This is a genomic window from Microcoleus sp. S13_C5 (genome assembly GCF_036700845.1).
Taxonomy (GTDB): Bacteria; Cyanobacteriota; Cyanobacteriia; order Cyanobacteriales; family Microcoleaceae; genus Microcoleus.
The window spans coordinates 1-10,034 of record NZ_JAUBPR010000177.1; the positions used below are offsets into that span (position 1 = coordinate 1).

At 45.8% G+C, this 10,034-nt stretch carries 11 protein-coding genes; 8 read left to right on the plus strand and 3 right to left on the minus strand.

Going from position 1 to position 10,034, the window contains the following annotated elements:
- Nucleotides 1–49: 49 nt before the first annotated feature.
- The 3 genes from QUA04_RS27280 to QUA04_RS27290 all read right to left on the minus strand — a co-directional run bounded on the left by QUA04_RS27280 (nucleotide 50) and on the right by QUA04_RS27290 (nucleotide 3,248).
- The gene (locus QUA04_RS27280) at nucleotides 50–1,060 is read right to left on the minus strand and encodes a glycosyl transferase family 1 (RefSeq protein WP_333263224.1); all 1,011 of its coding nucleotides are present in this window, start codon (nucleotides 1,058–1,060) and stop codon (nucleotides 50–52) included.
- Nucleotides 1,061–1,205: 145 nt separating this feature from the next.
- A complete protein-coding gene (locus tag QUA04_RS27285) occupies nucleotides 1,206–2,483 on the minus strand; it encodes a glycosyltransferase (protein WP_333263227.1) in 1,278 nt (425 codons plus the stop codon).
- A 615-nt stretch (nucleotides 2,484–3,098) separates the two neighbouring features.
- Complete coding sequence (locus QUA04_RS27290; RefSeq protein ID WP_333049849.1) at nucleotides 3,099–3,248, minus strand: isochorismate synthase; 150 nt, start codon at nucleotides 3,246–3,248, stop codon at nucleotides 3,099–3,101.
- A gap of 109 nt (nucleotides 3,249–3,357) precedes the next feature.
- On the opposite strand from QUA04_RS27290, the gene QUA04_RS27295 reads away from it, so the two are divergent.
- From QUA04_RS27295 to crn3, 8 genes are all read left to right on the plus strand, one after another.
- Nucleotides 3,358–3,552 carry a hypothetical protein gene (locus QUA04_RS27295; RefSeq protein WP_333263229.1) on the plus strand — a complete coding sequence of 65 codons (195 nt, stop codon included), beginning with the start codon at nucleotides 3,358–3,360 and terminating at the stop codon, nucleotides 3,550–3,552.
- Between the two features lie 197 nt (nucleotides 3,553–3,749).
- A complete protein-coding gene (locus tag QUA04_RS27300) occupies nucleotides 3,750–5,153 on the plus strand; it encodes a nicotinate phosphoribosyltransferase (RefSeq protein WP_333263232.1) in 1,404 nt (467 codons plus the stop codon).
- Between the two features lie 69 nt (nucleotides 5,154–5,222).
- Nucleotides 5,223–5,822, plus strand: a complete 600-nt coding sequence (locus QUA04_RS27305; protein ID WP_333263235.1) for a nicotinate-nucleotide adenylyltransferase — start codon at nucleotides 5,223–5,225, stop codon at nucleotides 5,820–5,822.
- Nucleotides 5,783–6,532: an NrtR DNA-binding winged helix domain-containing protein gene (locus QUA04_RS27310; protein ID WP_333263237.1), complete on the plus strand. Its 750-nt coding sequence runs from the start codon at nucleotides 5,783–5,785 to the stop codon at nucleotides 6,530–6,532. Before QUA04_RS27305 ends, QUA04_RS27310 begins: the two co-directional genes overlap by 40 nt.
- 70 nt (nucleotides 6,533–6,602) lie before the next feature.
- Entirely contained in the window at nucleotides 6,603–6,896 is a 294-nt protein-coding gene (locus tag QUA04_RS27315; RefSeq protein ID WP_333263240.1) for an isochorismate lyase, read from the plus strand.
- Nucleotides 6,897–6,983: 87 nt separating this feature from the next.
- Nucleotides 6,984–8,720, plus strand: a complete 1,737-nt coding sequence (locus QUA04_RS27320) for an NAD+ synthase (RefSeq protein ID WP_333263243.1) — start codon at nucleotides 6,984–6,986, stop codon at nucleotides 8,718–8,720.
- A 7-nt stretch (nucleotides 8,721–8,727) separates the two neighbouring features.
- A complete protein-coding gene (locus QUA04_RS27325; protein ID WP_333263247.1) occupies nucleotides 8,728–9,657 on the plus strand; it encodes a DUF192 domain-containing protein in 930 nt (309 codons plus the stop codon).
- Nucleotides 9,658–9,700: 43 nt separating this feature from the next.
- The coding region (crn3, locus tag QUA04_RS27330) for a CRISPR-associated ring nuclease Crn3/Csx3 (RefSeq protein ID WP_333263250.1) at nucleotides 9,701–10,034 on the plus strand (334 nt) is incomplete at its 3' end.

The window sequence follows — 10,034 nt, forward strand, 5'->3', positions numbered from 1 at the left end:
AATACGTAAATACCACATTTTTTATATTTGTCTTTTTGTCAAGTACAATTTATACTAAATTAGATGAGCTTACCCTGGTATTCATCCCAGCATGAGTAATCGTGAGAGTCGCTTTTTGCAGCAATTCTAATTGCGGTGCATACCCAACAACGATCGGATTTCCCGGCAAGGGCAGCAAGGATTCTGGAGTCGCACCACCACCGAGAGAAATCACCAATTGAGCGTCTAATCCTTCACACGCAGAGGCAATCGTTTGAAAAACCTCCAACAAGCGATTTTGAATAGTTCCCATAGAGGCATAAATCAATGGTTTCCCAGTTAATTTTTCAAAGGGAAAAGGCACTGGTTTCCGAGTGGCTGGATTGTGATAAGGGCCGGTGAAATGGAAATGCGGGGGTAAATTTTGCCTCGGAAAGTCAAATTCAGCCGGCTGCTGGCTGAGCTGAGCGAGTTTAGAGTAATGATCGTTTGGGTGAGAGTACAGAGGTAATTTCCACTCTTTGCGAGATTCGGCGATCGTCTCTCGAATCGGCTTGGTAAGCAAATTGAGTAACTGATAGCCGAGTTGATTGCGTAAGCGCCCTTTCCAAGTTGGACTGTATTGCCAAGTAGTAACAAGGGGAGGAATGTTGGGTTCTCGATTCAAGAGTAACGCACTGCAAACTGTTATAAAAGGGATGTTTATAAAATCTGCAATTGTTCCTCCTTCAATTGAAATTTGGTCTACGACTAGAGCTTCTATACCAGCTTGTTTAATAGCGGTTGGCGCGTCTCTGAGAATAGCAGCTAATTTTTTATGACCTGCTTTAAGACTATATTGCAAGGCAGCCAGTCCGCTGAGTTTTCCTCGTTGGGTAAACTCTTCTGCGTTTGAGCCGAGGGGAAATTCATCTTCAGCTAATGACTGGCATTCTAATCCGCTGGCTAAGGTTGTGGCTTTAGCATCGAGCAAGCCAAATACCGTGACTCGATGACCTCGGCGAAGCAGTTCGCAGCCTAATGTGGTCATGGGGTTGAGGTGGCCGGTGTCGGCTGGACAGAGAATGCCGAAGTGTGTCATTAGTTAAGGCTCCTTTGAGGTTAACTTTTTGTATTGTAGTGGGATGAGGGGTTTTTGTTGGGCGTTGGGGCGATGGGGCGCTCGCGCCTCTTGGCTACAATTTATTTTTGCTCTTCTAGTAGCTTAAAATCAGCGCCAAAAAGTATTATTTCCCAGCCAAGGCAGGTTTCCCAGTCAATACCACCTGTTCGATAATATCAGCAGCTTTCTTGACTCCGCCCGATCGCCCGATCGCCTCTTGCATCTCGATCGCCCTTTGTTTATACGACTCTTGGGTTAGGACTTTCTCAATTGCCGATCGCAGTTTAGGAACGCTCAATTCCTTCAAAGGAACCACTTCGCCAACTCCCGTATAAGCAATCCGCGCCCCCACTCCCGGCTGATCATTCGCCACAGGAATTGCCACCATGGGTACTCCATTGCTCAAAGATTCCAAAGTCGTATTCATCCCGGCGTGAGTAATCGTGAGAGCAGCTTTTTGCAGCAACTCTAATTGCGGTGCATAGCCAACAACTATCGGATTTCCCGGCAATGACGGCAAGGATTCGGTAGTCGCACTTCCGCCGAGAGATATTACCAATTGGGCATCTAATCCTTCACAGGCAGAGGCGATTATTTTAAAAACATCCAGCAAGCGATTTTGCACAGTTCCCATCGAAGCATAAATCAATGGTTTGCCGGTTAATTGTTCAAAAGGGAAAGGTACTGGTTTGCGCGTCGCAGGATTGTGATAAGGGCCGGTGAAATGGAAATGCGGGGGTAAATTTTGTCTGGGAAACTCAAACTCAGCCGGTTGTTGGCTGATTTGAGCCAGTTTAGAGTAACCATCATTCGGGTTAGAGTACAGAGGTAATTTCCACTCTTCGCGATATTGGGCAATAACATCTCGAATTGGTTTGACAGCCAGATTTAGTAACTGATAGCTGACTTGATTGCGTAGGCGGTTTGCTAAAGTGGGATTGTATTGCCAAGGAGTACCAAACGGTGGGATGTTAGGGTCTCGATTTACCATCAAAGCACTGCATACTGTGACAAAAGGAAGGTTGAGAAATTCGGCAATTGTTCCTCCTTCAAATGAAAGTTGGTCTACGAGTAAAGCTTCTACACCGGCTTTTTGAATGGCAGTTGGAGCCTCTGTGAGAAGAGCAGCCCAAATTTGGGTGAATGTTTTGATAGTATATCGCAAGGCTGTCAGTCCGCTGAGTTTCCCCAGTTGGCCCAACCTTTCTGCCATTGAGCCTGCGGGAAATTCATCTTCAGCTAATGGCTGGAATTCTAAGCCGCTGGCTAAGGTGGTGGTTTTAGCATCGAGGAGGTTAAATACGGTGACTCGATGGCCTCGGCGAAGCAGTTCGCTGCCTAATGTTGTCATGGGGTTGAGGTGGCCGGTGGATGCCGGACAGAGGAGGCCAAAGTGGGTCATGAGTCAAGGCTCCGTGTGAGTTTAACCTTTTTACCATTTAATCGGCGGTGTGAGGGGTTTTTGTAGGGCGTTGGGGAGTTGGGGCGATCGCTTGGAGAAACTCAGGAATGGGACGCAGGCTTTATTCATTGCAAGAGAGTGTTACCAGTATATAGTTGTATGCGATCTGCGATACCTAGCCAAAAGTTCAGGTAATCTCCTCAACTAAAGGTTAGTTACTAGCGGATTTGGGTACTCTAGCTCAAAATCAAATTCAATCAACTATTAATGGTGCTAGTTTTGTTTTTGAGAAGATCACTGAACCAACCCCAGTGCAACAAAAGGCTCTAGATTTGCTTGGTGTTTCTCTAATTTATACGCAGTAAATCGGGGGCAAAAATCTTTATTTCAAACGCTTGCTCTACACTGAATATGCCTTTTATCAGTTGGCGAAGTTCAGTGTAATTGATGATTGGTAATTGTAGGTTGGGTAGAACGAAGAGAAACCCCACCTACAATTACTATTAACAGTCAAAATCCCAAGTCAAAAGTTAACAGTCAACAGTTAATAATTAACTGTTGACTGTTAAACTGAATGCCTGTGCCGAACTCACTAGAAACTGCCAAAAGGGCTGTTCATTCTCTCGATTTAGAACTTTTGGAGAGCTTACCCTCAAAAGGTTGAACTCCACTATTTGGATAGTTGTCATCGCTGGGGCTAAAAATCCGCACCGCTGCTTCCGAAACGTAACGCATCGCGTTTGCCAAAGATTTAGAAAGATTCATAGAATCTGCCTCTCTTGTCTGAGTTCTGATACTTTTAATATTACTCTGATTTTTTGAGCTGTGGATGAGTTTAGCAATATTTATTTGAATTACTTATTAGTCTGCAACAATGAAGCAAGCTGAAGGTTTGAGAAATTACGCATTTTTGGACGATCGACCTTTTGTTGGTAGATTTTTCCTTGCTCTACTCAAGCACTCGCGATCGCCCTCCCGACGCTCAGAAACCGGGTTGTCTAACTCTATTCAAGGGCTGCAAGGAAATTTTTTCGCAAAAAACCGGGAACGCTTGAGTGTTTGTGCTTAATTCCTGAGTTTGTTAAATTAAGTATTTATATGCGTTTTACCATAATATTAATGTACAAATTAACCTAAATTCCCTCTTAAAGGGCATAATAAGCGAATTTTTTCGACAAATATCTGCAATCTTTATCAAATATTTACAAAAAGATATGGTGTTTGTCACTATAATTAAAAAAAAGAAGTTTGTTCGGGGTTTTTTTTATGAAAACTACCACAGAAAGCCTGCAGCTCACAGGTTTTGAAGAAATCTTAGAAGACCAGGAACTAACGGTTTCTTCAGCAGATTACAGCCTTTTGACCGATCTCTACCAGCTAACGATGGCCGCTTGTTATGTCGGGGAAGGGCTCGACGGGCGGGCCGCGAGTTTTGAATTATTCGCGCGCAGGCTGCCAGAGGGTTTTGGCTACGCGATCGCGATGGGTTTGGCTCAAGTTATCGATTATTTGGAAAAATTTCGGTTTTCGCCGGCGCAAATTGAGGCTTTGCAGTCCACTGGGATTTTTGCCGGCGCAGGAGAGCGATTTTGGACTTTACTCGCCACAGCCCGTTTTACTGGCGATGTTTGGGCGGTGCCGGAGGGGACGGCGGTGTTTGCCAACGAGCCTCTGCTGCGAATTGAGGCTCCTCTGTGGCAGGCTCAGTTAGTGGAAACTTATTTATTGAATGCCATAAATTATCAAACTTTGATTGCGACGCGGGCTGCGCGGCTGCGCGATGTGGCGGGCCCGGAGGCTAAGTTGCTGGAATTCGGGACGCGCAGGGCTTTTGGGCCTCAAGCTGCTGTTTGGGCGGCTAGGGCTGCTCTGGCTGCGGGATTCGACGGAACTTCTAATGTTTTGGCTGCTTTGAAGTTGGGCCGCAAGCCTGTCGGTACGATCGCCCATGCTTTGGTAATGGCTGTGGCTGCCCTCGAAGGCAGCGAGAATCAGGCGTTTGCAGCTTTTCACCGCTATTTTCCGGGGGCGCCGCTGCTGATCGATACTTATGATACTGTGGCGGCGGCGCGGATGTTAGCCGATCGAGTAAACAGCGGTGAAATGCAGTTGGAAGGCGTGCGGCTCGATTCCGGCGATTTGGCGGTGCTGTCTCGGGAAGTTCGATCGATCCTTCCGGGCGTTCCAATTTTTGCTAGCGGCGATTTGGATGATCGAGAAATTGCTAAATTAAAAAGTAGCGGTGCTTGCATTGACGGTTACGGTTTGGGAACCAAGTTGGTCAGCGGTTCCCCTGTCAACGGTGTTTATAAGTTGGTGGAAATTGACGGAATTCCGGTGATGAAAGAGGCAAGCGGCAAGGTAACATATCCAGGAAGAAAGCAAATTTTTAGACATATTGAAAATGGTCAAATTCTCGGAGATTATTTGGGATTGTCGGGAGAAACTATTCACAATGGCGATTCTTATTTACCATTAATGGAGTTGGTTGTCAAGGACGGCAAACGAGTCCAGAAGCAGGAAAGTTTGGACGATATCGCTAAACGAACTGCTGCTTCTGTCGCCAGTCTTCGCCCCGAAACTCGCCAACTTGACAACCCGATTTCGCCGCAGGTGGAAATTTCTACAGATTTGCAGAGTCTCACCCAAAAAACGAAAAAGAGTCATTAGTCATTAGTCATTAGTCATTAGTCATTAGTCAACAGTCAACAGTCAACAATTCCCCATTACCGATTCCCTATGCAGAAGATTGCTCTTTTTGGAACCAGTGCCGATCCGCCCACAGCAGGACACAAAACAATTCTGAGTTGGCTTTCGCAACATTTTGATTGGGTAGCAGTTTGGGCATCGGACAATCCTTTTAAGTCGCACCAAACTTCTCTAGAACACCGATCGGCAATGCTGCTGTTAATGATTCAAGAAATTAATTCGCCCAGACACAATCTTTGCTTGCATCCAGAGCTCAGCAGTCCGAGGACGGTGGAAACTGTGGAAAAAGCAAGGTTGCTGTGGCCGAATGCAGATTTGACGCTGGTAATAGGTTCCGACTTGGTGGGGCAACTGTCTCGCTGGTACAAATTTGAACAATTGTTAAAACAAGTGGAGTTACTGATAGTACCGCGACCCGGTTATCCGTCAGATCAATTAGATTTGTGGCAGTTGAGGCGCCTGGGTGCAGACGTGGCGATCGCATCTTTGAATGGTCCCAATGTTTCTTCTACCTTCTATCGGGAAACAGGAGACACCCAAGCCCTGACTCCGACCATCGAAGATTACATCCATAGGGAGCATTTGTACGCATGGCACGAGGCACAAAAAAGAGCGAGGGTTGCTCATTAGCTGACTTTAAAGTAGGAGTAGATAATGTTATTTTTTCCGTCGATACCGTGCAGAACCGCTTGTTGGTGCTGTTGGTAATGCGGCAAGACGAACCGTTTATCGATTCTTGGAGTCTTCCCGGTACTTTGGTGCGTCAGGGCGAGTCTCTTGAAAATGCGGCTTACCGAATTTTGTCTGAGAAAATCCGGGTAAAAAATTTGTATCTGGAGCAATTGTATACATTTGGAGAACCGGGGCGCGATCCTCGGGAATTTACCAGGGGCGATCGTTATCTTTCGGTTAGTTATTTTGCTTTGGTTCGCTTTGAGGAAGCTGAGTTAATTGCTGGGAGTGTAGTCGCGGGTGTTGGGCACCGTGTCGGCGGCATTGCTTGGTATCCCGTGCAACAAGTTCCAAAGCTGGCCTTCGATCACACTCAAATTCTCGAATACGGATATCGGCGACTGCGTAACAAACTTGAATACAGCCCGGTAGCTTTTGAAGTTTTACCAGAACTTTTTACTTTGAGCGATTTGTATCAACTTTATACAACTATTTTGGGGGAAAATTTTTCTGATTATTCTAATTTTAGATCTCGATTGTTAAAATTGGGTTTTTTGTGCGATACCGGTGTTAAGGTTTCGCGGGGGGCGGGCCGCCCTGCTAGTTTGTACCGCTTTGATGCGGCAGCGTTTGCTCCTTTCAAAAATAAGCCGTTGGTGTTTATCTAGCTGTTCCTTGGATGACATTCGGGGAGCAATTTAGTAACATTAGAATAGAAGCTATTAAGGAGTGCAGACTATGAAAGACCCTGATGAATGCGCTAATATTCACGAAGTTCGGGAGGAAATTGATATCATCGATCGAGAAGTGATCGAGGCTTTGAGCAAGAGATTTCAATACGTCATCGCGGCAGCAAGGTTCAAAACGAGTGAAGCTAGCGTTAAATCGTTCGATCGCTTTCACGATATGTTACAGCAGCGGCGCGAGTGGGCTCAAGAATCGGGTTTGAATCCTGATGTGGTTGAAAATATTTACCGGCATTTGGTAAATTATTATATTGAGGAAGAGTTGAAACATTACAAATCGGAGTAATTTTTCGCTACATTCAAATCGAGGACTATAGGAAAGTGAGTCCGCGCGGGCGGACTGTTAGCAATATTTATTAAGTGATTTGATAATATGAAAATTGCGATCGCACAACTCAATCCTACTATTGGTGATATCTTTGGCAACTCCAACCTAATTCTGGAGGCTGCGAAAAAAGCTGAGGTTGAGGGCGCAAACTTATTACTAACACCGGAACTTTCCCTGATCGGTTATCCGCCGCGCGATTTGTTGATTAACCCCAGTTTCATTGCAGCCGCAAGTGCACAGTTGCAGCAACTGGCGCAAGCTTTGCCGCCGAAGTTGGCAGTCATAGTCGGCACTGCCGTACCTAATGCTAATGCTGTTAAACTAGGCGGAAAATCATTGTTTAACAGTGCTGTTTTGTTGCAAAATGGCGCGGTAAAAAAAGTTTTTCATAAACGCTTGTTGCCTACTTATGATGTATTTGATGAAGATAGATATTTTGAACCAGGAGAAAACAGCAATTACTTTTCTATTGGCGCAGTCAAAATCGGGGTGACAATTTGTGAAGATTTGTGGAACAATGAGGAGTTTTGGGGTAAACGCAGTTACGCGGGCGATCCTGTTTCCGATTTAGCAAAATTGGGTGTAGATTTAGTGGTGAATTTGTCGGCATCGCCTTATTCTGCGGGAAAGCGGGGAGTGCGATCGGCGATGTTGCAGCACAGCGTCATCCGCTGCGGGCTACCGATTATTTACGCTAATCAGGTAGGGGGAAATGACGATATTATTTTTGACGGCAGCAGTTTTAGTGTGGATCGAAAGGGTGATTTGATTGAGGTATTAGCTTCTTTTGAAACGGATTTTGCGGTGCTGGAATATGACGCAGCTAAACAAGATTTAGTTGGCAGCCATCAGCAAAATGAAGCAGGAATTAAGGCGGCGCCATTGAGTTTTTATCCGGTCGAGGGAGATGCAGAAATTTGGGCTGCTTTGGTTTTGGGAGTACGAGATTATGTCCGCAAGTGCGGTTTTTCTAAGGTTGTACTCGGTTTGAGTGGCGGGATAGATTCGGCTTTGGTGGCTGCGATCGCCAGTTGCGCGATCGGGCCCGAAAATGTTCTAGGGGTGCTGATGCCTTCTCCTTACAGTTCGGATCATTCGGTTAATGATGCTTTGGAATTAGCCCGAAATCTGGGCATCGCGATCGAACTATTGCCGATCGGCGATTTGATGAAAACTTACGATCGCACTCTCGCCAATTTGTTTGTCAACACAACTTTCGGGATTGCTGAGGAAAATATTCAATCACGGATTCGAGGCAATCTGTTGATGGCCATTTCTAATAAGTTCGGACATTTGCTGCTTTCGACTGGGAATAAGTCGGAAATGGCGGTGGGTTACTGCACTCTCTACGGCGATATGAATGGGGGATTGGCAGTGATTTCTGATGTACCGAAAACTCGCGTTTATTCGCTTTGTAGGTGGCTGAATTCTGGCGGATATGTAGGGGCGATGCCCCCATGCCCGCCCCTGGACAAGGAAATTATTCCGGTTAATATTATTAGTAAAGCGCCGAGTGCTGAACTGAAACCGGGACAAATTGACCAAGATTCTTTGCCGGATTACGATGTTTTGGATGACATCTTGCAGCGGTTGATAGAACATCACGAATCTGCCCAACAAATTGTCGCAGCGGGACACGATGAAGCCGTGGTTAAACGTGTAGTAAAATTAGTGAGGCAAGCGGAGTTTAAACGGCGGCAAGCAGCCCCGGGTTTGAAAATTAGCGATCGAGCTTTTGGTACCGGTTGGCGGATGCCGATCGCCAAATCTTCCTCTTATTAAACGCAAAATGGTTAACATCGACGGTACTTTCGGCTTCGATTTTCTCCTGGGAACTCTCAGCAACGATACGATTAGAGGATTTGCAGGTAATGATACTCTTCAAGGTGTGGGGGGAAATGACCGGATTTTTGGAGATCGGGACAATGACTTGCTAGCAGGAAATGAAGGCGCTGATACGCTGTCTGGCGGTCAGGGAAGCGATACAATCTATGGAGGACAAGACTCCGATTGGATTTTTGGCGATCGGGGTAACGATTTGCTAATAGGCGGCGAAGGCGGGGATATCTTGACAGGAGGGGCAGGCGATGATTTATTTGTGATTGAAAGAACCTCCGCCGCATCTACTATTACTGAAGCCGATATAATTACAGATTTTGGCAACGGCAATGATAAAATTGTCTTGACAGAGGGCATGAAGTTTAGCGATTTAGAGCTTTCTGTTTCCGACAACCAAACTATTATGAAAGATAAAAACTCTGGTAATTATTTAGGAGTTGTTTCGGGAAACCCTAATCTGACTGAATCAAACTTTATGTCGCTGTTTGGCGGACTAGATATGGGTCAGCTTTTGCCAATTTCTGTTAACACGATTATAGCCGATCGCGCGATCGGACTGGAAGTGGCGAAAACTCCCCAAGAACAAGCGACAGGTCTAATGTTTCGCACTGAATTGCCAGACGACAGAGGAATGCTTTTCCCGATCGAACCCGCGCGAAACGTGCGTTTTTGGATGAAAAACGTGTTTATTGAGCTCGATATGGTTTTTCTGCGGGAAGGCGTAGTGCAGGCGATAATTCCTAACGTACCGCCGTGTTTGACCGAAACCTGCCCCAACTACGGCCCGGATGTTCCCGTTGACGGAGTTATTGAACTCAGAGGCGGAAGGGCGGCCCAATTGGGACTCAAAGTTGGCGATCGGATTCCCAATTTACCCTAAAAGGTATATGATTTTATCGCAGCATTCAACATTCGTGCATCCAATGAATCCTATTGAATTAAAAATAATCCCCAATCAAACTCAAGACGGTTTAGCTTACCAACATCTGCGCTTGCTAATTACAACTCAAGACGGTATCATCACACCAGATGATTTACAAGGTTTGAAACTTCCTCAAGACGTTCAATTGAGTCAAGGAATTGTTATTGAAGGTAGAGGAGCAATTTGGCTGTACGGGTATTTAGTACACGAATGTCATCCTGCGGCTTGGGTTGGATGTTACGATCCGCGATTAGAAGGCAGGGTAAGCGCATCTCAAACGCTATTGACAAGGGAATTTAGAGGCATCATCATGTTGGGTGGGATAAACAAGCAGC